The organism is Clostridium cellulovorans 743B, from assembly GCF_000145275.1.
Classification (GTDB): Bacteria; Bacillota; Clostridia; order Clostridiales; family Clostridiaceae; genus Clostridium_K; species Clostridium_K cellulovorans.
Genome location: NC_014393.1, coordinates 738,135 through 759,986, shown reverse-complemented (window position 1 = coordinate 759,986; position 21,852 = coordinate 738,135). Strand labels below are relative to the sequence as shown.

Sequence of the window (21,852 nt, the reverse complement as noted above, 5' to 3'; positions counted from 1 at the left end):
CAAGTTACTTTCTTAAAAACATTATAATACATCAAAAAACTCCTAATATTAGGAGTTTTTAAGATGAAAATTTAACGAATAATCTTCTCTACTCATGGTTAAATTAGGATTGTAATATGGATCTCCAGCCTTTATAAATTTACCCCAGCGTTTTTCCATAAATCTAATTTCACCTTTAAAGCGTTCAATTTTTTCAGGAGTATCTTCAACCCCTCTACTTATAGATTCGTGATGATATAACTCTGCAAATGGTGTCCAAACGATAAGTTTATCTAATGCTCTAATTCTAAGACAAAAATCAACATCATTAAATGCTACCTTTAAGTCTTCATCCAATCCATTTAATTTTTCATAAACATCTCTTCTAACCATTAGACATGCAGCTGTAACAGCACTGAAATTTTGTACAAAATTAAGTCTTGCAAAATATCCTGGTGCCTCTCTATGGAAATGCTTATGAGCATGGTTAGCTATTCCACCAAGTCCAACTATTACTCCGCCATGTTGAATTGTATCGTTAGGGTAGTAAAGCTTAGCCCCTACTGCTCCAACATCTTCTCTTTGTGCATATTGTAGCATTCTCTCTATCCAATCACCATTGATAACTTCAACATCATTATTAAGTAAAAGGAATACTTCACCACTTGCATTTTTTACACCAAAATTGTTAATTGCAGAATAGTTAAATTCATCCTTCCATTCTACAACCTTTATATTAGAATAATTCTTTAAAGTATCATAATATTTAAAAGTTTCTGATTCTGTACTATTATTTTCAATTACAATAATCTCATAATTCTTATAAGTACTTTTTTCAATGATTGATTTAATACATCTATCTAAATCTTCTATATGGTCTTTTGTAGGGATTAATATAGAAACTAATGGTGTGCTCTCAAGTTCATATCTTATGTTATATATACCAAGATATTTTCCCATTTCAACAGTTCCCTTAATACCATTTCTATCTAAGCTATCTTGAATAGCATTTTTACCTGCTTCAAAAGCATATAACTTAGCTTCACCAGCTCCAGCAGTGGAGTTTTGATGAACTCTCCAATGATATACAACTTTAGGAATATGCACAATCTTCTTTGCTTTTTCCGTAGTTCTTAAAAATAAATCAAAATCTTGAGCTCCATCATATTCTTTTCTGAAGCCACCAACACTATCGAATAATTCTCTCTTCATAGTAGTAAAATGACATATGTAATTATTGCTTCTAAAAGTATCGATAGCAAAATCAGGTTTAAAATGTGGATCAAATCTTCTAGTCGAAGTTTCATCAGTTTTATCTTCATCAGTATATATAAAATCAACTTCTCTATCTTTGTTAATTACTTTAACAATTTCAAAAAGTGCATTAGGCATAAGTAAATCATCATGATCAAATAGTGCAATATATTCACCAGTAACAAGAGTTGCTGCTTCGTTTGTATTTCCTGATATACCCTTATTCTCATCTAAATATTTTATAGGTATCTTTGGATCCCCTTCATATCTAGCTAATACCTTTCTAGTTTCTTCGTTATTACTTGCATCAGCTATACACAACTCCCAATTTGTATAGGTTTGCTCATTAACTGATTCAATCATTTCAACTAAGAAATTCTCTGGGGTATTGTAAGTAGGAACTAATATACTTATTTTAGGCTCGTAATCAAATTTATAATCTCTTTGTCTGTCAATTTGCTCATTGGTGACATCATGGGTCTTTAGCCATAATTCATAGTTAAATCTGTTATCTTCAGTTTCCCTAGATTTATTAATAATTAATCTTATTAACGCCTTAAATCCGTCATTTTTCAATACCTTAGCTGCGTTCTTAATGTTAGATGGCTTAAATAACTTCAATATGAACTTTATAACTTTAAACGGTTTTTTGATTATTTTTAAGACTGGTCTTACAACTTTATCTCTGAATTTATAAACACCAGCCAAAACTTTCCAACCACTAGAATTGTATATCTCATCCAACCTATATGTGTATCTTTCAATAGCATCTTCAATTTCTTCACTTAGCTTTTCATAAGTGTATTTTACACAAGGTAAATCCCTTCTGCCCAACAGTAAAGCAATTTCTTTATCTCCATCGAATTCTACAATCAAAGTTAAATACTTATTAGAATGAGTAAGGATAGCTGGAAAATTGAACTCTATCCAAGAATCCTTACCTACCTCTCTAATATCTGTACATGTGCTTACGACCAATTCGTTTAATTCATTTGCCATCTTTAGGAGCACAAATCCTTTTTTTACACCCTTACAATCAATCTTAATTTTTAAGGACTTCATATTATGATTATTTACCTTAAAAGAATACGTATATGACGTTTTTCTAGATATAGTGTGCTTCTTTATATGGTCTTCACATATTACATGTTCCATATCGTTAATATAGAACGACTTACTAATATCTTTCTCTGCACTACTAGTTTTATTTTTCTTCTTATCCATGGTTCACCTCTGAAGTTAATTGTTTATTATTGATTTCCTATTCTATAATATAAGTCGATCATTTCGTCAGGCGTTCCTTCAATCATTTCTCCACCCTTTTTAATAAAAAATACTCTATCACAGATTTTTTTAACAGCACTCATATCATGGGAAACAAACACTATAGTTTTTTGTTGCTCCTTAAAGCTTAATATTTTGTTAATACATTTTTTTTGAAATGCAGCATCTCCTACTGCTAAAACTTCATCTATAACTAAAATATCTGGATTAACATGTATAGCCACAGAAAAAGCAAGTCTCATATACATACCCGATGAATAATTCTTAACTGGATTATTCATAAAATCTCTTAATTCAGAGAATTCTACTATTTCATCATATTTATCTGATATTTCTTTTTTACTTAATCCAAGAATAGAACCATATAAAAACACATTTTCTCTTCCTGTTAAATCCTGTTGAAAACCTGCTCCAACTTCAAGAAGAGCAGAGATACTACCATTTGTAGTTACTTCACCTTTATCTTGATATAATATTTTAGAGATTAACTTTAAAGTAGTACTCTTACCAGTACCATTCTGTCCTATTATTCCTACAGTCTCTCCTTTATTGATTTTGAAAGAAACATCTGTAAGAACTGGATATTCTTCAACCTCTAAAGGAGCTCTTCTCAGGAGCTTTCCTATAAATTTTTCCTTAATGGAATATGATTTATTTTTAAAGATTTTAAAACTTTTACTAACATTCTTAAATTCTATAACCACCATTTGCTTTACACCCCAAATTATATTTCTTCTGCGAATACTTTTTCAATTTTTATAAATGACTTATATCCTACAAATAGTGTAACAAAAGCTATAAGTGCCATAGCTAATAAATAATTGTAGCTTATTCTATCATACATAAGTGTATCTCTTATACTTTGTATAGGATAATACATAGGGTTAAAATAAAATAACCATTTTAATTCTTTGGCTTGGTCCACAGTGTAAACAACTGGTGTTAAATAAATCCAAGCCATAAACACTACTTCTACAAAATGAAATATATCTCTATAGATAACATCTAGCGATGATAAAAGTAAAACTAGTCCATAGGTAAATATGAAAAATAATAATAATACTATAGGCAACAATAATAAATGCGGTCCTATATGTATTTTGGATATAAATAGACCTAAAAATACAATAACTAATGTTATTAAATAATTTATCATATTAGTTAAGACCATTGAAAAAGGAATAATTTCTCGTGGAAAATAAACTTTTTTAACTAACTGAGCATTATCGATTATACATCTTGTACCACCAATTATAGAAGCCTGGAAAAATGACCACGGTAATATACCTGTTAATATGTACATTGAGAAATTTTCAATATCCTGTTTCATAATAAATTTGAAAGCTATCGTATATACAACCATCATCATCAATGGGTTTAATAATGACCATATAAATCCTAAAGCTGAATTCTTGTATTTGAGTTTTAAATCTCTAGACGTAAAATTCCATATAAGTTCTTTATAATTTCGAAGTTCTTTAATCCTCTTAAACATCTTCAATCTCCTTCTATTCTCCATTTATCTACATTTTTCGTTTCACATAAATAAGAAATCCATTAATATCATTTTCAAACTATTATTCTCCATAAAACTACATATGATATACCCTCATAAAAGTAGATATTTTTAAACAAACCACTTATATAATACACCATTGTTAGGCTTGGAACAACCAGTATATGTGTTTTTCTTCATTTCATTATTTTGTATACGCTTTCACAATATTTTTTACTATATGGTTACTAAAATTTTCTACCAATCCATATGTCAATTGAGTTCCTTGGTTTTAATCTTCAACTCAAAATTTATATTTTTTAACATAAAATAACCTTTAGTTTAAGTAGAGATCTCTTAAACTAAAGGTTACTAAAAAATCACAAAATCTATTATTGATTGCTTAAACTATTTGCTATACCTTGACATTTAGAAAGAGCTGAATCAACCACCCTTAAAGCATCTTGAATATCCTGTCTATTTTGTGGCTTTTCAGCAGTGTCAATAGCACTTTGTAAAGATTGTCTCGCAGTATTTAAATTATTACAAGAATCTTGAACTAGTCCTCTAGCATTCTTTTGCATTTTTATGCCCTCCTAATCAGAAATAATCTTTAGAACAATTTTATTATCTCTCATTAGTAGATTAAAATTCATGGTATATATTTCATCTAATTTTCTAAGCAGACTATATATTTTCGATAATTTTTATACATTAAATCTATATATTATTGATGACTTTAATTTAGATTTTAATGATGACATATATATAAGTTCCGTTATTGAAACTACATCAAGATTCTAGATGGATATTGAAAAATCAATATAACCTATGAAGAAATTTTATTGGAACGTATATATACTAAATATAAAATCCTATTTTTATATCATAGGAATTTGCCAATCTATAGGTTCCATTCCTTTGCTTTTTAAAAACTCATTGGTTTTGGAAAAATGCTTACACCCAAAGAAACCTCTTGAAGCTGACAATGGACTTGGATGTACTGTGGTTAATATTAGATGATGTTTATTTGTTATAAATTTCAACTTTTCTTTTGCTGGGTTTCCCCATATTAAGAATACTATTGGCTCTTCTCTTTCATTTAAAAGCTGAATAATTTTATCCGTTAACAATTCCCATCCCTTACCTTTATGAGAATTAGGAGAATTTTCTCTTACAGTTAAAACTGCATTTAAAAGTAATACTCCTTGTTTTGCCCAAGGCACTAAGTATCCATTATTGGGAATAAAACATCCCAAGTCAGAATTCAGTTCCTTATATATATTTACAAGTGATGGTGGAGTCTTAACTCCAGGTTTTACAGCAAAAGCCATGCCAAAGGCTTGATTTGGTCCATGATATGGGTCCTGTCCCAAAATTACTACTTTAACATCTTTATACGCAGTGGTCTTAATTGCCGTAAATATGTCATGTTTGTCTGGATATATTGTATGTGTCTTATATTCCTCAACTAAAAATCCCCTAAGTTTTTTATAATAATCTTTTTCAAATTCGTCCTTTAACAATTCGTCCCAATCATTATTTATATTCACCATAATTTATCATTCTTAAAGATCATACATAACTTAATTTCACATTAAGCTACCAGTCGACCTTTTATCTCCTTTCTTTTGAACTTTATTTTTAAATCTTAATTCTTCTTTTATATCTTAACCATTCTTTTTATAAATACTAACAACTAAAAGTCCCATCTATAACTGAACCAACTTGTGGTAAAGTTTCTCTTAGCTGCCACTAGTATCTTTTAAAGCTTTTCTACGATTAACACAACGCTTATATGCAGCATATCAATTGATATTTGGCCCCTTGCGTTTTTCATAAACTTCCATAGTTTATACACTTTAATACAATAACATATCTTTTATTCCATTAATAGTATTTATCATAATGAAATTTCTATTATCCGTTGCATTATAACAATCTATATTTTTCCTTTATACAAAACTAGACGGCCTAGATATTTTCAAGAAGCCCTCATTTTCAAACTGGCAATTAGGATAACACTAAGTTATTAAATAATATAAAATAAAATTACATAACTAAATAAAGAGGCAAGCCACTTTTTATGTCGCTTGCCTCTTTTTACGCTACGTTATTGATTTTATGCAGTAACTATTCTATTGCTGCTTTTACTATTCAAAATCATTTCTTCTTCAATTTCAAGCTTATCAACCTTATGCTGCTTCCTCATAAATACAAGTGCTATTAAGAAGCTTAAAAGGTCTGAAACTGGATATGCATACCATGCACCAACTACACCGAAAATTTCTACCATAATAAACGCTAATGGTATAAATAATATAAGTTGACGTAATATAGATAAAATAAATGATTCTTTTACCATAGCTTTTGCTTGATAGTAATATATTGATACATAATAAGTTGCTAATATTGGGAATATCATAACAACCTTTCTAAAAGCATCTGCAGTATATTCTATTATCTCTATATCACTTACAAATATTCCGATAAATTGCTTTGTAAATATCATAGTTATTACCCATACTATTGTTGAGCTTACGGTAGCAGCAATCATAGCAAGATCTAAAATCTTTTTAACTCTTGCTTTGCATCCCGCTCCAATATTGTAAGCTGCTATAGGTTGCATTGCAGAACTGATACCGATAACTGTAATAAATAAGAACATGGAAATCTTTGTTATAAGTCCAATAGCAACTATTGGCATGTCTCCACCTATAGCCCCTAATAAAACATTTAAGATTACTGAAACTATTGCATCAGATATTTCAATTATAAAGGTAGAAAATCCTATGAAAACTATAGTCTTGATTATTTTAATTTCCGCTTTTATCACAAATTTTAATTCTAAGGTTTCCTTAGCTTTTAAAAATACATGCAGAACATATACAAACGCTAATGTTTGAGATACTACTGTGGCTACAGCTACACCAGCTATTCCAAAATGGAAAACTCTTGTAAGTAAATCACAAATAAGAGTATTAAAAACAATTCCCACTATATTGCTTACTAAAACTATTCTAGTATTTCCGAAGGCTGTAAGAATATATGACATTACCGTGGCTAAACCTTGAAAAATTACTCCAACTAGAATAATAGAAATGTACGTCTTAGCATAAGGGAAAATATTTTCTGTTGAACCAAGCATTATTATTAATTTGTCTATAAATACAAAGGCAGCTATAGCTAATACTAAAACAACCACAGTTAATATCATCAACGCGTTTGGTATTATTTTATTAATTTTTTCTTTATCATTCTCTCCTAAAGTTCTAGCTACGTAGGTGCAAGTACCGATTGAAACTAACATTGCTATAGCTGTAAAAAATCTTTGAACAGGGAAAGCTATGCTTATTCCACCTACACCTAGAGCCCCTACTGCGTGTCCTACGAATATAGAATCAACTAAGTTATACAGTTCTGCAACCAGCCAAGAAAGTACTGCTGGAAATGCAAACATAAATAACAATTTACCTATGTTTCCCGTTAAGAATTCATCATTACTCTTGCTGGTCTTATTACCTGCTAACATTTTTTTCACCTCAATCACTTTTCAGATATTGAATTACAATGTAAAATCTTAACCTTTTGCATTTCTTAAAATTCATTGTTACTTATATATAACAATAATTTTATATTAATTTAACCTGTTGTGCTAACAGATAAGTTTTCATTAATAGGATATTTATTCCATATATTTGAGCAGACTTCTCCTAATGAAGATGTCGCCAAATCCTTAGGAATTATTATCCAAATATTAATGTCTTAATCTTTGCTGTATCTATACCTATATTTAAGATTTTATTTATAAAATAACAAAGATTATGAGCTAATATTTTATTTACTATTCTTGTAGCAAAGCCCCAAGTTGACTTTGCAAGAACCCTCTGTATATTCAATTGCTCGGAGAGCTGAGAAAAAGTGGTTTCTATTCTACGACGAGCCTTGAATATGAGTTGCCTAAGTGGTTTTAAAAGTTTAATTTTACTGTTATTACGACTTATGGTTAGAAGATTAATATCCATTATCTCTTTTAATTGCGAAGCAATCTTTTGACCTATATAGCCTTTATCGCCTATTAGTGTATTAACAACTGAATTATCTATAAGTTCCCAGACTGCGTCTCTATCATCAATGTTTGCAGCAGTAATAGAGAAGTCTGTGATATAGCCATCTAAAGCAACTAATGCATGTAATTTGAAGCCGTAATATGTCTCTTTTTTCGAAGCGCATCGCCCGTAGGCAGCCTTCGGCTTAAATGACTTATGAAAGTGAGCTCTACCAAATTTACACACAGGAATAGGCATACTATCTACAATTCTTATTCGATCATATTGATAGTTAAGAAATTTCATAAATTCCTTACGTATTGCATCTGTGACTCGAAATAAGGATTTTCTTACTCTATGAAATCTTGTTCTACTACAAAAATTAGGGAACAGATCTCGTAAGTTTTTAGAACAAAACCCAAACCAAGCTTTTTCAGAGTCAATGGTTAAGAGTTCGCCTACTAAAGATAAAGTAATGATTTCGCTATCAGACATTACTGACTTATCAATATTGCGACGGTTCATAATAAATGCTGGAGTTACCTTTTGGTAAAAATCATCAATTATAACATAAGTGACAACAATAAAATCTTTTAAGTTGTTTATTGTTATGATAAAATCTTTATTAAACTCTGGCATATAAGTTAGCCTCCTATCATTAGATTAGTCGTGTTTTTTAATGATAGGTTAGCAAATATGCTGGAGTTTTTCTATTTGTAAGTATTGCCAACGTATTTAACTAGCACAACGAGTTAATTTAAGATTTCACCTTGCAACTCTTTAATATCATTATAGTCTTTTTTAAAAATGTTAACATCCACAGCCTTGCTGATTAAAAAGTACACTTTTGCTTAATTATTTTTTTACAAAATAATAGAAACAGCAAAAAAGCACCTTAATAAAGATGCTTTTGTACTTTTTGAAGGGTAATTAATACCGCCCCATACCCATTAATAGTATTCAAAATGTTAAATATAGGCTTCTTCTTTGTAAAATTCAAAGAAATACGTGGAAAAGAAATTCTGTGTAACACATCTAGTTCTTCATCACTTAATCTTCTTGGTCTTCCCATAGCAATCCAATTATTATAGGCTGAGCCAATATCCTCACCGATTTCGTAGCTCGTAATTTTATAATCCTGTGGTAAGTTTCTTAAGGTTAAAGAGATTTGTCTTTCCGTTAAGTTCTTCTTTCCTTTTTCCTTTGAGAGATTTTCAATGGTTATAAGATTATCGAGGTCCTCAGTATAACTATAAAGCAATATTTGATAATCCTCTTCATTTTTTGTTATAACATAGCCTTCACCCTTTTCTATAAGCATAGCTCCGAGTCTTGATAAAAAGTAATATGCATAATAGGATGCTTTTCTAATTCCATGAAGAGTCATTATTCCAGGAGCTCCAAAGAAAAGCTCATTGCTCATAATAGAATTTTCTTCTACCGTATCATAGGCTTTTAAAAACAACATATCGTTTTGGCTATGTATAAAGTTATGAATAATATAAGGAACCATATACGCAGAGTCAAAGATACCTCTAACGGTTGTGTCCTCCTCAAAACTATCTCTTATTATATTCTGAAGCTGATACTTTTCTAGAATCTCATCTGTTGCTTCGATAAATTCCTCTGGAAGATTTGTGGCTACTCTAAACCTCCACCCCTGAATTTCCTCTATTCCATATAAGTCTGAAAAATATAGAATAAAGCTTTCTATAAGCTTTATAAACATATCTTTACTTTCCAATTCCCTATCTAAAATAATTATTGGCTTCATATCTATATCCAAAAGAAATTCCATAAGCTTCTCAACTTCATTCCAATTTAAAAATTCTAGCTTTTCATTAAAATATACTCTCATATCCTTATGAAAAAGATACTGAACAATTCCATAGTTAAACTTCATATTTGATTGAATATTTTTAACGAAGCCTTGTTCTTTTTCTTTTAAAAGCTCTATGGCATCGCCAAGGTTTATAACCTCGCTCCATACCTTTGGAAAAGCTTCTGCTTCTTTTTTTAAATCTGCATAGATTTTGATTATCTGCTTCTTATAATTAAATCTATCATAGTCTTCTAGATATACAGATAGATATTCCAAGGCTTTTTCTAAATTGCAAAGGGAATATTCCTTTGTTTTCTCATATAGATCCTCAGACAAATAATATTTTTTCCTATACTGCAAAGGAGTAATGTTATATAGTTGCTTAAAATATTTATTGTAATACCTAGTATGTGAAAATCCTACCTCCTCTGAAATATCAGAAATTGTCTTATCACTATCTAAAAGAAATTTAATAGATTCATTTACCCTTGTTGTATTTAAAAAATCTATAAAATTGGTCCCAGCCATATTCTTAATTTCATGAGATAAGTAATAAGAACTTAGGAATTCTCTACTTGCAATATCTTGAAGACTTATCTTATTCATATAATTATCGTGTATATATTTAGTTATTCTATGATATCTTTGAAATTGTACTTGATTTTCTATAGCAACCTCTTCATCATAAGTAAGGTAATGAAAATTATTTAAAAGATGAAATAGAAGTTTAACTAGTTGTTCTTCAACTTCCTCATCATAATCCTCTTCCTGCTGCACAGCTTCGCAAGCTAATATAGCTAGAAATTTTCTTAGTTCCTGATATTTGTCTTCTTCCTGTATCCCCTCATCTGAAGAATTAGTATAAAAATATATATTTTTTACATCATTAAAATACTTTTCAAAGAAGTCCAGATGTATTTTGAAAACTAATATTAAATTATCCTCATCCTCTGAATATACTCTATGAGGCTCATCTGCATTTATAATTTCTATTTCTCTCTCGCAAAGCTCATAGATTTCAGACTCTATCTGTACAAAAAATCTACCCTTCAACACAAATAGTATCTCCAAGCAGTTATGCCAGTGAAGAGGATAAGATTTTACACTCTGCAATTTTACTGACATAGGTAAATGCTCCATGTAGGTTATGTATTCTCTTCTCATATGTACTCCTTTAATACTATTATAAAATTCATGCTTCACTCTCTTTAAATTTATCATGTAGGAAAATTTAAAACAAGAGATATTATCTCGTATTAACTAATATATCCAACCATAAAAAAATCTTAATGAAAACTCCCCTTAATATTAGGTAAAATTTATTGTGTACGATATAATAAATATACTTTGAATATTTATTCAAAAAATTGGTGAACTTTATTAACTATATGTCTCACTAAACAAACAATTACTAACTAAAGATAAGTTCAATTTTTAGCTTACGCATTAATATTTTGTGATAAAAAAATCTAAAAAACCTTAAGAATTAATCTAATTTTTTTAATATACTTATAAGAAATAATATGCATAAATCTTGTCAAAGTCGAATTTTGTCTATAGAATATCAAATAGACTTATAAAATCGGACAAGTATTTTTAGCAAATTATAAACAACTCTTAGTTATTTATGAGGTTATTGTGGTTTTGGCCACGCGCAAAAGGTTAATTTAAGCAAAAATAATTGGAGGGACTATTTCTATGAAAAATACAAAACGTAAATTTAAAAGCATCCGAACGAAACTCATATTTAGTATTTTTTTAGTAAGCTTTATACCTATTATACTTCTAGGAATTAGCTCTTATGAAATAACAAGAAGTAAATTAACAGAAACCTTTAAATCATCAACTATTGAAACAATGAGTGAAATAAACAGAGAAATCACTACGTATCTTGATGGATTAGATAATGTAATTAATATGCTTACGACAAATAAATCTTTAAAAAGTATTACTAAAGATCCTTCAAATAAAGATAATATAGAATATCTTTTTAAAAACTTAAAAGACAATAATAATAATATTTCATCTATTTTTATGGCTACAGAGGAAAAAAAATTATTATCATATCCAGCTAGCAATGCTAGTACTAATTCTGAAGTTACTAAAAACGATTGGTATACAGCTGCAATGTCAAACAGAGGAAACATCGTATACAGTAATCCATATATCTCTGCTTCTACAGGAAAAACTGTGGTTTCAATGTCTAAAACTATAGATTACGAAGGACTTGTTATAGGTGTTGTAGGCATGGAAATAGATTTTGATAGATTATCTGGCAACATATCTTTAATAGAACTAGGCAAAGAAGGCTTTATTTACATCACCAATGTGGATGGAATAATGCTAGCTCATCCAGATACAACACAGCTTGGAAATACTGATATTACAAACTCTCCAATTTGGGAAGATATACAGTCAGAGGAAAGTAACTTTAAGCAATATGACTCTAATGGTGTAGAAAAATTCGCATTTTTCACTACAAATCAAAAAACTAAATGGAGAATTATCGGTACTATGGATGCTTCTGAACTTTTAGATAACATAAAAAAACTACGATATATACTAATTTTTTCTATTTTTGCATTAACTATATTGTCTTCTTCAGTAGCTCTAGTAATCAGTAACAAAATGAGCAGAAATATAAATAAATTGAAAACTGCCTTTAGTAGTGCTTCAGAAGGTGACTTAACTGTATCTACGTCAATTTCCTCAAAGGACGAGTTTGAGGAATTAAGTAATGACTTCAATACTATGATTAGTAAAATTGCAAAGCTAATGGATCGAATTCATCTTTCCTCTAATACAGTTTTAGAAACCTCTGCAACCTTAGTTAATATATCAGAAAATACAGCCTATGCTCTTGATGAGGTAAGTAGATCAGTTGAAGATATCTCACAAGGTGCTGTTGAACAAGCGAATAATTCATTAAATAGCGCTGCAGAAATGACTACCCTCGCAAAAGGTATTGATGAAATTTCAGACTTAACTTCAGATATGAATGACATTTCCTTAAATACTCAAACCCTGAGTAAAAAAGGAGTATTAATGCTTGAAACACTAGTAAATAAAACCAACGAAACCCTTAAAGTCTCAAAGGAAGTTAATACTTTGGTATTATCTATGGATAATAGTACAAAAGAAATTAATGAAATTTCAAATACCATATCTGAAATTACTGAAAGAACAAATCTTTTATCTTTAAACGCTTCTATAGAAGCAGCAAGAGCAGGTGAAGCTGGAAAAGGTTTTGCAGTGGTTGCAAATGAAATAAGAAACCTTGCAGAACAATCAGAAGAAGCAGCTGCAAAGATAAGAAAAATAATAGACTCTATACAAAAGAAATCTACTGTTGCAGTATCAGCTATGGAGACTTCAAATGTTACAATTTCTGAGCAAAAATTAGCAGTTGATAGAACAGAATCTATATTCCATGAAATAATAGCCTCAATCGATTCACTTATAAATTCTGTTACAAAAACAAAACTATCTATAGATGAAATAAACTCAAAGAAAAATTTAGTTCTTGAAAATATCGAACAAACATCAGCAATATCAGAAGAAGCTGCTGCTGCTACAGAAGAAGCTAATGCTGCAACGGTGGGAATCTCGGAAACCATGAAGGATTTAACAACTTTTTCTGATAAGTTACAAAAAATTTCTATAGAATTGCAACAATATATTAGCGTATTTAAATACATTAAATAATCAAAGCTGCACATTGATACAACTTGAAATCAATGTGCAGCCTTTCTTTACGCCTATATTTATTTTTCATATAAATTCCAATAATGTTTCTATGTTAAATACATATACCATTTATGTAATCAATGTAGATTTTTAATCAGAACATATATATCTGAAACATAAGCTTTTAAATTTATATTATTCCTTAATTAACTTTAACTTTTCTAATCTACTTAACTGTTTTATAGCATATTCTCTTCTCTGAGCGTCTCTCTTATCTTGATATTCTTCAAAATATACTAACTTAACTGGTAGCCTTGTCCTAGTATACTTAGCTCCTTTTCCACTGGAATGAGCCTTAACCCTATTTTCTAAATTCGTAGTCCATCCAGTATAAAGAGAATCATCAGAACATCTTAATATATAAACATAATTCATAGTTTCCCTCAAAATATTTAATAATAAGCTTATGTTAGGAACAAAAGTGAGTTTTTATTAACTTCAAAATTCTTCTTTATGCTTCCTTCAATTCCTTTTTAAAAGTACTCCAGGTTTTATAAGTGTAGAAAACTAAAACTAACAACAATGATATTATAACAATTTTATTAATAGCAGACTTTTCATAACTCTCGCCTAAAAGACTACATAAAGTCACAAAAGGTATATGAGTTGCAATCAATATAGTTACAAACTTCCTATAACTGTAGCCAAATATCGAAGAAATAAAACATATTACATCTAGTGGAGCAACTGGGCATAACATTCCTACAACTAAAAATTTATCCCTATATTTCTCCATCAGTCTCATTATATCTCCATGCTTACGATATAAATACCCATTGGCTTTTTCTCCCACATAGTATTTTCCTATAAAAAACACTATACTTTCGCTAATTATCATAGCAATCATCGATAATACAAACCCCTTAACGGGCCCAAATATAGTTCCACCTAGGACAATTAATACAGCACTAGGAATGAACACTATAATCCTCGCAACAGATATAAGCATAAAAATTATTGTAGCTTTATGCTGGTGTTCCAAAAGTATTCTTCTTATTTTGCTTGCATCAGTTGTAATTAAGCCTGCCTTATATAAAAATGTAACCATGGCTATCCAGATTACTACAATGGCAATTTTCTTCCAATCAAATTTCCTCATATCAGTTTTCCCCTATTTATTTTCTCTTTCTATTCATCTATTTTTCTTCTTTAAAAAATCATTAATAAAAATGTATACTAATAAAAGAATACCGTAAAACTTAAGTAAAAGGAAGTTTTTTATTAACAAATTAATCATTATTAATGCCGTTGATCATTTATATATTTACTAAACCATTAGTTAATATTTATAATATATATGTTACTATTAAAAATATATATTGGTCTTATCACTAGTACATAAATTTATTGTAGAAACTTTATTTCAACTTACATATATATTGTACTTAATGGCGCTTAATACAAGTTTCTTTACATTTAAAGATTTTTTAAAATACTCTTCTTACAATATATTTACCTAGATTCGCAATAAATTCTATATCTAAAAATGCAACTTAGAAAAGGATGATTCAATATGAGCAAACAAAAATTACTGACTTTACTTTCTGTAATAATTTCACTACCTATATTTCTTTTTTATAGTAAAATCATAGGTGTCTTAATTTTCATTCTACTTTTAATATATACAAACTTCCCTTCTATACTTATGTATAGAGCAAATTTGCATTATACCCAAAAGAATATGCATAAAGCTCTTAGCTTATATAAGCTTGCCTATTCCTCATGGCACGCTCCAGATAAAATGAAAATTTCATACGGTTATCTGTTAATAAGGATGGGCAATTTAGAAGAAAGTGATGCTGTTTTAAGTAAGTTTAAAAATAAAACCCTTAACCCTACAGATAAATTATCTTGGAAGTTAAACTATTCTTTAGTGTTATGGAAAAAAAATAAATTAGATGAAGCTATTAATCTTTTAATGGAAGAATACAACCAAAAGAAAAACACCACTTTGTATCAAAACTTAGGATATTTTCTTCTTTTAAATAAAGATTACGATAAAGCACTAGAATTTAATTTAGAAGCATATGAATATAACGATTCTGATGCTAGTATATTAGATAACCTCGCTCAAAGTTATTACTTCAAAGGCCAGTATTCAAAAGCTTTAGAAATATATGATAAATTAATCCCTATGACTCCTACTTTTGTTACAGCATATTATTATTATGCTATGACCTTAAGCAAAGAAAGCCGAACTGAAGAGGCTTTAGGGATGCTAAATAAAGCTTTAGAATGTAACTTTTCATATTTGAGCAACGTTTCAAAAGAAGATGTAGAAAAATCCATTTATGGAATAAATTCTATATAAAACAAATTAAGAGCTATCCCTATTTCATTTTTATGAATTAGAGATAGCCCTTTTTAAATTACAGAATCAATTTATTAGTGAAGCTATTAAGTGAAAACTTGCTAAACTTATCATTAACAAGAAATTATTCAGCTGATAATTCTTCCTCTATCTTATCTAAAACCTTAACTTCATAGTACATTATAAGATATCCTGCAATTGATGTTGCAAATAAGAACAAAACATTATTAACTCTTGTAAGTACTAGAAAAATAGCTACTATAGTTAACCAATTCAGCATTGTAATATCAAATCTTTTGAAAGTGTATTTAATTGATAACTTTATAACATCAGATACTTTTAAATAAAATCTTGATATAATAGGAAATGCATATAACCCAATAGAACCAATGATAAAAGCTGCTGCCATTATAAGATATTTAAATATAACAGGTAATTCTGTAGTATTTAAATAAAGCAAATCTATATAAATAACGCTTAACACAACTAATTGAAAAAGCCAAAAGAATAATGACTCCCAGAAATTCCTCTTATAACCTTTGAAAAATTCTTTAGTAACATTTACTTCCTTATCCCTTACCAATTTACCCATAACTGTGAACATAGCTGAAAAAGCTGGTCCTAAAGGAATTAGGCATATAAAAAGAAAAACATTTATTCCAGTTACTTCTGTGTTTCCTAGTGCAAATATATTTATAATCATAGGTATATTTACAATTACAAAATATGCATTAGCTAAAAGAAACCACCAAACATAATTACAAATCTTATATACCGCACCATTAAAAAAACCTCTTTTACTCTCCATCGTTTACACCCCTATTTTAATAATTACTGCTCTAAAAACCACTTTAACATTTTAGTGGCCTCTTCCTTTCGATTTGAAGTTGATATTATAGCAAACACCTTATCCCTACTATCAATATTCATAGTTTTCAAATATTCATTACCTTCAGCATTTATTGCATAAGTTCCTTCACCTGAAGAAGTTGTGCCTTTTATCAACTTATTACCTATGGTACTAAAATCAAGTTCTTCTAAATCATCAAGTTTTAAAAGAACTTCACTCTTTAACAATTCATTATAAAAAGTCTTATTTGAAATGATTAAATCGATTTCACCAGTGGCTATTTGAACTTGCAATTTACTTATATATTGTGATACATTTTCTCCTGTACTTTCAATCGGATATACACCTATATCCACTTGTTGTTTTTTTGAATTTGCTACTACGACCTTGTTCATTTCTTCTTGCAGATCAATTCTTTTATCATCTAATACTTGATTTGATAATATAGTAATATTTCCGATTATTTCTTTTGTGTGAGTTTTATCGTATATAATATAAGATACAAAAACAATTGCAAATATAACTGCAAATATATGTAGTTTATAATATTCCCATATATGCTCCCGTTTTTTCTTAAACGACATATTTTTAAATTCCATAGAATCTCCTCCTAGCTTAATATGCTATTAAATTTAATTATATCATAGGTTTTTTTTTGGTATACCTATATTTTTTCACTACATTTATAGGTCAATTTATTTAATTTATCTACCTTTAACGCTAAAATTAAATTTTAGAATAACTTTTTAAGAATGAAAAGAATCGATCATATAATATGTTTATATATATTTTACACCATATAAAATATATTTCTTTAAAAATATATAACCTAAAATGTAAAAAAACTAAACTTAATGGTGAATTGTAACACGAGTTTCCCATTTGTAGCCCAAGAATCCCATTTTGAAAATGAAGTTCTCCTTTTGTAAGCGAAAGTCCCATTTTGAAAACAAATATCCAATTTTGTAATCCAAAATCCCGGTTAACATACTGTTTTTTCAGGAATTTTGCTATAATTATCTTACTGACATTTAAAAAAGTGCATGCCAAATAGAAGGTCGATCTTCGGTCGATTTTTTGTAATCGGAAAATCCACCCCTGCTGTAGTCATATATAAGGTAAGGTTTGCCGGTAGCCACTACTTATTTATATGTTATTTTTTTGAGAAGTGCTGGTTTTAGAATGATTTCCTCAGCTGCTACTGAGAAACAATCTAACCTGTGTAGTAAATCTTCTCCATAGTAAAAGCTGAACGCCTGGAATGGACTCCTGTTGTTCAGCTTTTTTCTTTTGTATGAATTTATATGGTTCATCATAAGACATATGTCTTTTTGGTCTAAAAGCTCAAAAGTAGTCCCTTTAGGGAGAATTCTTCGAACTAACTCATGATTTACCTCTATGGAGCCCTTTTGATAAGGGCTGCTTGGATCACAATAAAACACATAAGTTCTTCTAAGTCCATCAGGTCCAAATTCAATGGCTTTCGGATTGGAGAACTCACTGCCATTATCCGTAAGGATGACTGGAAACAAATTCTTAAACTCTGTTTTTCCTATTACCTGATAAATATGTTCAAAAACATCAATAACCGACTGTGAGGTATTTGAATCACGCACGAACGCCAACATAAGACTAGTATTCACAAAGTGAATGGTTAATAGGACATTTCCACCTTTGCTTCCTATAACGGAATCCATTTGTACAATAGAAAGCTCTGGATTCTTTTCCATAAAGGCTTGAAAATCTTTGTAATTCCGGCCTATACGGCATCCTTTATCAACTTTGAATTCTGATTTCTTGTAGCGTGGTCGATATTTTACCTTGCGTGGTAAGTCAATGTTTCGTACATCAAAGAGGCATGCATCTATGTAGTTATAGAGTGTCTTTTCACTACACATGAGCTCATTTATATGATCGATATATATCTGGTGTATCGATTGACCTTGTTTAATCAGTGGTGAAATCAAAGTATTCAGTCTTGCAAGCTCCGCTTCACTTGAGAGAATTCCACTCCTTGCATCTGATATGTTTTCTTCAAAGGCGGTCTGGGCATCATCTGCATAATACATCATTTTTTTAAGAGTACATCTGTTAAGCTGTCCACACCCATTACAAACATAAGGTGGTTTAAAACTACTTGAACAGATTTCTTCTTCAAACTCTGAACAAAGATCATTGCAGTTGCGACAAATCTTACAGTACTGTGCTGAAGGATGAGTACACTCTTCTTTTTTGCATATACGTTTTAGTTTGCAGCTTGAGCGGCGTTTACAGGTATTGTATGGCCACCCACTGTATCCAGTTTTTATTTCAGTTGCATGCTTTTTTATCTCCTTGGCGATAGTAGTACGATCTTTCTTAACTATCTTGCCAATTGCTCCAAAAGAAAGATTTTCTTTTAAACACGCCTGAATATCAAGGCGTTCTTCGTAAGTTAAATATTTAGACATGATTATCTCCTTATCCGCCACCAGCATAACAAGGATAGCAATCATGTTAAACTATTTCAATCATCAAACAAAAGAAGACCAACCATTAACATTGATTAGTCTTCTAGCATTACTATTTGTAAAGGAAAAATCTATACACCCTTTATCAATACAAACTATATTAATCCTACTAGAAACAAGCCTAATATCATGGATTTTCATTTTACAATTAAGGAACTAAACTTAATATTAATTTATTCTTCTCCTCTTATATGTTATGATTATGAAGAATATACATTATATTATAATATATGGAAGGAGTTGATAATTTGAAGACTATTTTGATCACTGACTCCTGTTGTGATCTTCCATTAGAATATATACGAAGTTCAAATATCCAACTTTTAAAACTTAGTGTTTTTCTAAAAGGACAAGAATTCTTTGATGATCTAGGTGAAACTTTTGATTCTAAAGCTTTCTATGATAAAATGAGGTCAGGCGAAACTGCAACAACCTCACAAATTAATGTTAATTGTTTTCTAGAAGAATTTGAAAAATGGATAGATGATGGCTATCATGTTATATACATTGGATTTTCTTCTTCCCTTAGTGGTTGTATTAACAGTTCCATTATAGCCAAAAACATGATTTTAGAGGATAATCCAGAAGCCAATATAGAAATCATTGATACAAAAGCTGCTTCTTTAGGTGAAGGCCTCTTGGTATACTATGCTTCGGAAATGCTTAAAACTGGAGCTTCTTCTTCAGAAATTGTAAAATGGATAAATGACACTATTCCTAAGGTTAACCATTGGTTTACTGTAGATGATTTAAATCATTTAAAAAGAGGTGGCAGAGTTTCTTCAACTGCTGCTACTATAGGGACATTACTTAATATAAAACCAATTCTCCATGTTGATGATGATGGTAAACTTATACCTATATCGAAGGTTCAAGGAAGAAAAAAGTCTATTAGATTTTTACATGAAAAACTTAAAGAAAAAATTATTAATAGTTCAATACAAACTATTTTTATTAGTCATGGTGATTGTATAGAAGATGCTGAAATGCTAAAAGCATTAATATTAAAAGATCATAAAGTTAAAAACGTAATCATAAATCCAATAAGTGCTGCTGTCGGAGCTCATTCTGGACCAGGAACTGTGGCATTATTTTTCATCGGAGATAACAGATCTTAAGAAATTATTAAATAGATATTCCATAAAGACTCTTAAGTTTTTGGTAACTTAAGAGTCTTTTGTAATCAACCAAATATTAAAATCATATATAATCCTTGATAAAAAATCCCCATAGGTTATATTGATTTCTCAATATGTCTATAAAGCTTTGATGAAATTACAGTAAAAAATTCTACTTAAAATACATTGAGTTTTCAATACTTCCCTAGAATCTTGATGAAGCTTAAATAATGTAACCTATATAGTTATATTGTTATTAAAAAATAAAGGCATTACAGGCAACAATGCAGCTCCTATCACGGAAGCATTAGCCTTTAATTTTGTAAACTCAATCTTGCAATCCTTCGCTGTAAAGAAAGCATTTGGTTTATACACTTTTTCATTCAATGCTTCCTTTATATAATCCTCATAAAAGGCTATTTCCCCGCCAATTACTATTTTATCTGGATCCATAATAAGAATTATATTTTTAATTCCTTCTGCCAAATACTCTAAATACTCATCTACCACTTTTTGAGTTTTATAATCTTCATCAAGTTCCATGAATATTTCACTAATATTTCTTCTCTTCAATCCAGTATCTTTATTATATGTTTTTAATAGTGCTTTTGAAGATGCGTAAACTTCCCAACAACCATTTTTACCGCAGGCACAACTCTTACCATCCTTTACAATAGTCATATGCCCCCACTCACCAGCACGCTTATTTGCTCCTTTATACAGTAAGCTATTAAATACTATTCCCGTACCTATACCTTCTGTAATAGACACAAAAATCAGCTTACTATTACTCTTATCTGGATATACAAAATATTCAGCATAAGCTGATGCGTTAGCTTCATTTTCAATATATACTGGACAATTAAAATCGTAATTTTTGAAATCAATGTTCTTAATTCCTAGATTAATAGCATTTTCTAAGATAAGAGTTTTTTCATTCACAGTACCTGGAAGTGAAAAACCTATACCAAGAATCTTATTTTCATCAATAGATAGTTCCTCACAAACATTTTTTTGAAACTCTTTTACAGCTTCTATTATATAGTCAATAGATTGTAGTTCTTCATCTATACTAATAGAGACTTCCTTTATTATTTCAAAGTGTAAGTTAGTTAAAACCATTCTCACGTAATCCTTTGTTATAACCACTCCCATTGAGTATCTAGAATCCGGTAAAAATTTCACTATAACTGGTTTTCTACCGCCAGTAGATTTTCCAACTCCAGCTTCTTCCACAAATCCAAGTTCTATAAGTTCATTTATATTTGTAACAACTGTTGGAATACTAATTCCTAGTTTCTTTGCAATATCATGCTTTGTTAATTGATCATGTCTATAAAGAAGATACAATACATTATTTTGATTAATTTTTTTTATAGTTTCTTGATCTAACTTTTTTATTTTTGTCAAATTTCTCACCACTTACTTTTACT

The 21,852-nt window shown here is 29.6% G+C and carries 18 protein-coding genes; 3 read left to right on the top strand and 15 right to left on the bottom strand.

The annotated features are described in order from the left end of the window. Positions 1 to 48: 48 nt before the first annotated feature. The 8 genes from CLOCEL_RS03145 to CLOCEL_RS03110 all read right to left on the bottom strand — a co-directional run bounded on the left by CLOCEL_RS03145 (position 49) and on the right by CLOCEL_RS03110 (position 11,008). Positions 49 to 2,457, bottom strand: coding sequence for a glycosyltransferase family 2 protein (locus CLOCEL_RS03145; protein WP_010074839.1), 2,409 nt, complete (start codon positions 2,455 to 2,457; stop codon positions 49 to 51). A 26-nt stretch (positions 2,458 to 2,483) separates the two neighbouring features. After that, positions 2,484 to 3,224, bottom strand: coding sequence for an ABC transporter ATP-binding protein (locus CLOCEL_RS03140; RefSeq protein WP_010074840.1), 741 nt, complete (start codon positions 3,222 to 3,224; stop codon positions 2,484 to 2,486). Between the two features lie 17 nt (positions 3,225 to 3,241). Further along, positions 3,242 to 4,012, bottom strand: coding sequence for an ABC transporter permease (locus tag CLOCEL_RS03135; RefSeq protein ID WP_010074841.1), 771 nt, complete (start codon positions 4,010 to 4,012; stop codon positions 3,242 to 3,244). 392 nt (positions 4,013 to 4,404) lie between these two features. Next, entirely contained in the window at positions 4,405 to 4,596 is a 192-nt protein-coding gene (locus CLOCEL_RS03130; protein ID WP_010074842.1) for a hypothetical protein, read from the bottom strand. A gap of 297 nt (positions 4,597 to 4,893) precedes the next feature. Continuing rightward, entirely contained in the window at positions 4,894 to 5,568 is a 675-nt protein-coding gene (locus tag CLOCEL_RS03125; protein WP_010074843.1) for a uracil-DNA glycosylase, read from the bottom strand. A gap of 566 nt (positions 5,569 to 6,134) precedes the next feature. Further along, positions 6,135 to 7,544, bottom strand: coding sequence for an MATE family efflux transporter (locus tag CLOCEL_RS03120; RefSeq protein ID WP_010074844.1), 1,410 nt, complete (start codon positions 7,542 to 7,544; stop codon positions 6,135 to 6,137). Positions 7,545 to 7,758: 214 nt separating this feature from the next. After that, on the bottom strand, positions 7,759 to 8,700 hold the full coding sequence (locus CLOCEL_RS03115; RefSeq protein WP_010076700.1) for an IS982-like element ISClce1 family transposase: 942 nt from the start codon (positions 8,698 to 8,700) through the stop codon (positions 7,759 to 7,761). A 256-nt stretch (positions 8,701 to 8,956) separates the two neighbouring features. Beyond that, on the bottom strand, positions 8,957 to 11,008 hold the full coding sequence (locus CLOCEL_RS03110) for a helix-turn-helix domain-containing protein (RefSeq protein ID WP_278184407.1): 2,052 nt from the start codon (positions 11,006 to 11,008) through the stop codon (positions 8,957 to 8,959). A gap of 573 nt (positions 11,009 to 11,581) precedes the next feature. On the opposite strand from CLOCEL_RS03110, the gene CLOCEL_RS03105 reads away from it, so the two are divergent. After that, complete coding sequence (locus CLOCEL_RS03105; protein WP_013291602.1) at positions 11,582 to 13,588, top strand: methyl-accepting chemotaxis protein; 2,007 nt, start codon at positions 11,582 to 11,584, stop codon at positions 13,586 to 13,588. Between the two features lie 177 nt (positions 13,589 to 13,765). On the opposite strand, the gene CLOCEL_RS03100 is transcribed toward CLOCEL_RS03105, so the two are convergent. Then, a complete protein-coding gene (locus tag CLOCEL_RS03100; RefSeq protein WP_010074849.1) occupies positions 13,766 to 14,005 on the bottom strand; it encodes a GIY-YIG nuclease family protein in 240 nt (79 codons plus the stop codon). Between the two features lie 76 nt (positions 14,006 to 14,081). Next, positions 14,082 to 14,729, bottom strand: coding sequence for a TVP38/TMEM64 family protein (locus CLOCEL_RS03095; protein WP_010074850.1), 648 nt, complete (start codon positions 14,727 to 14,729; stop codon positions 14,082 to 14,084). A gap of 414 nt (positions 14,730 to 15,143) precedes the next feature. Between CLOCEL_RS03095 and CLOCEL_RS03090 the strand changes: the two genes are divergently transcribed. Further along, positions 15,144 to 15,941: a tetratricopeptide repeat protein gene (locus tag CLOCEL_RS03090; protein ID WP_010074851.1), complete on the top strand. Its 798-nt coding sequence runs from the start codon at positions 15,144 to 15,146 to the stop codon at positions 15,939 to 15,941. A gap of 124 nt (positions 15,942 to 16,065) precedes the next feature. On the opposite strand, the gene CLOCEL_RS03085 is transcribed toward CLOCEL_RS03090, so the two are convergent. From CLOCEL_RS03085 to CLOCEL_RS22685, 4 genes are all read right to left on the bottom strand, one after another. Beyond that, a complete protein-coding gene (locus tag CLOCEL_RS03085) occupies positions 16,066 to 16,749 on the bottom strand; it encodes a YesL family protein (RefSeq protein ID WP_010074852.1) in 684 nt (227 codons plus the stop codon). A gap of 23 nt (positions 16,750 to 16,772) precedes the next feature. Continuing rightward, entirely contained in the window at positions 16,773 to 17,390 is a 618-nt protein-coding gene (locus tag CLOCEL_RS03080) for a hypothetical protein (RefSeq protein ID WP_010074853.1), read from the bottom strand. 543 nt (positions 17,391 to 17,933) lie between these two features. Then, positions 17,934 to 19,241 (bottom strand): IS30 family transposase, encoded by a 1,308-nt coding sequence (locus CLOCEL_RS03075; RefSeq protein ID WP_013291601.1) that lies wholly within the window; start codon positions 19,239 to 19,241, stop codon positions 17,934 to 17,936. A 63-nt stretch (positions 19,242 to 19,304) separates the two neighbouring features. Continuing rightward, entirely contained in the window at positions 19,305 to 19,442 is a 138-nt protein-coding gene (locus tag CLOCEL_RS22685; protein ID WP_157629733.1) for a hypothetical protein, read from the bottom strand. A gap of 107 nt (positions 19,443 to 19,549) precedes the next feature. On the opposite strand from CLOCEL_RS22685, the gene CLOCEL_RS03070 reads away from it, so the two are divergent. Further along, the gene (locus CLOCEL_RS03070; protein WP_010074855.1) at positions 19,550 to 20,419 is read left to right on the top strand and encodes a DegV family protein; all 870 of its coding nucleotides are present in this window, start codon (positions 19,550 to 19,552) and stop codon (positions 20,417 to 20,419) included. 237 nt (positions 20,420 to 20,656) lie between these two features. Here the strand turns inward: CLOCEL_RS03070 and CLOCEL_RS03065 are convergent, their stop codons facing one another. Further along, positions 20,657 to 21,838, bottom strand: coding sequence for an ROK family transcriptional regulator (locus CLOCEL_RS03065; RefSeq protein ID WP_242655206.1), 1,182 nt, complete (start codon positions 21,836 to 21,838; stop codon positions 20,657 to 20,659). Positions 21,839 to 21,852 lie beyond the last annotated feature (14 nt).

What these genes read in the sequence shown, in the direction of transcription:
- CLOCEL_RS22685 (WP_157629733.1), bottom strand. Translation starts at nt 19,442, where the DNA reads ATGAAAATCCATGATATTAGGCTTGTTTCTAGTAGGATTAATATAGTT.
- CLOCEL_RS03100 (WP_010074849.1), bottom strand. Translation starts at nt 14,005, where the DNA reads ATGAATTATGTTTATATATTAAGATGTTCTGATGATTCTCTTTATACT.
- CLOCEL_RS03130 (WP_010074842.1), bottom strand. Translation starts at nt 4,596, where the DNA reads ATGCAAAAGAATGCTAGAGGACTAGTTCAAGATTCTTGTAATAATTTA.
- CLOCEL_RS03075 (WP_013291601.1), bottom strand. Translation starts at nt 19,241, where the DNA reads ATGTCTAAATATTTAACTTACGAAGAACGCCTTGATATTCAGGCGTGT.
- CLOCEL_RS03110 (WP_278184407.1), bottom strand. Translation starts at nt 11,008, where the DNA reads ATGTCAGTAAAATTGCAGAGTGTAAAATCTTATCCTCTTCACTGGCAT.
- CLOCEL_RS03080 (WP_010074853.1), bottom strand. Translation starts at nt 17,390, where the DNA reads ATGGAATTTAAAAATATGTCGTTTAAGAAAAAACGGGAGCATATATGG.
- CLOCEL_RS03105 (WP_013291602.1), top strand. Translation starts at nt 11,582, where the DNA reads ATGAAAAATACAAAACGTAAATTTAAAAGCATCCGAACGAAACTCATA.
- CLOCEL_RS03085 (WP_010074852.1), bottom strand. Translation starts at nt 16,749, where the DNA reads ATGGAGAGTAAAAGAGGTTTTTTTAATGGTGCGGTATATAAGATTTGT.
- CLOCEL_RS03115 (WP_010076700.1), bottom strand. Translation starts at nt 8,700, where the DNA reads ATGCCAGAGTTTAATAAAGATTTTATCATAACAATAAACAACTTAAAA.
- CLOCEL_RS03095 (WP_010074850.1), bottom strand. Translation starts at nt 14,729, where the DNA reads ATGAGGAAATTTGATTGGAAGAAAATTGCCATTGTAGTAATCTGGATA.
- CLOCEL_RS03145 (WP_010074839.1), bottom strand. Translation starts at nt 2,457, where the DNA reads ATGGATAAGAAGAAAAATAAAACTAGTAGTGCAGAGAAAGATATTAGT.
- CLOCEL_RS03090 (WP_010074851.1), top strand. Translation starts at nt 15,144, where the DNA reads ATGAGCAAACAAAAATTACTGACTTTACTTTCTGTAATAATTTCACTA.
- CLOCEL_RS03120 (WP_010074844.1), bottom strand. Translation starts at nt 7,544, where the DNA reads ATGTTAGCAGGTAATAAGACCAGCAAGAGTAATGATGAATTCTTAACG.
- CLOCEL_RS03125 (WP_010074843.1), bottom strand. Translation starts at nt 5,568, where the DNA reads ATGGTGAATATAAATAATGATTGGGACGAATTGTTAAAGGACGAATTT.
- CLOCEL_RS03135 (WP_010074841.1), bottom strand. Translation starts at nt 4,012, where the DNA reads ATGTTTAAGAGGATTAAAGAACTTCGAAATTATAAAGAACTTATATGG.
- CLOCEL_RS03140 (WP_010074840.1), bottom strand. Translation starts at nt 3,224, where the DNA reads ATGGTGGTTATAGAATTTAAGAATGTTAGTAAAAGTTTTAAAATCTTT.